A 289-nucleotide genomic window follows, 5' to 3' on the forward strand; every position below is an offset into this window, starting at 1 on the left:
TTCCACCTTTTCCACCGTTCTTTTCTTCCACACCCTTGATTCCTTTAGAGAAGGAGGCTTCTTCTTTGCCTAGCTTTCCTAAATTCTTAGTGAGTTTGGCTCCTCCCTTGACGATTGTAATGACATCCACTCCACGCTCTACAGCTTTTATGCTGTCATACCCTGCATCATAACTTTCTTGCTTCGTGTCTGTCAGCGGGTTTGGAATAAAATTGTTCCACTTTTTCACAAGAGGTTCTGTAAAACCATCCCAAGCCTTTTTCCCGTCATTGAGAAGTTCGTTCCCTGA

1 protein-coding gene is annotated in these 289 nt (G+C 43.6%); it reads right to left on the reverse strand.

Annotated elements, in window-relative coordinates:
• Positions 1-229, reverse strand: a 229-nt coding sequence (locus tag C1I60_RS26030) for a hypothetical protein (protein ID WP_252361853.1), incomplete at its 3' end; no start/stop codon positions are given.
• Between the last annotated feature and the right edge of the window lie 60 nt (positions 230-289).

It is taken from the genome of Paenibacillus terrae (assembly GCF_005217525.1).
Classification (GTDB): Bacteria; Bacillota; Bacilli; order Paenibacillales; family Paenibacillaceae; genus Paenibacillus; species Paenibacillus terrae_C.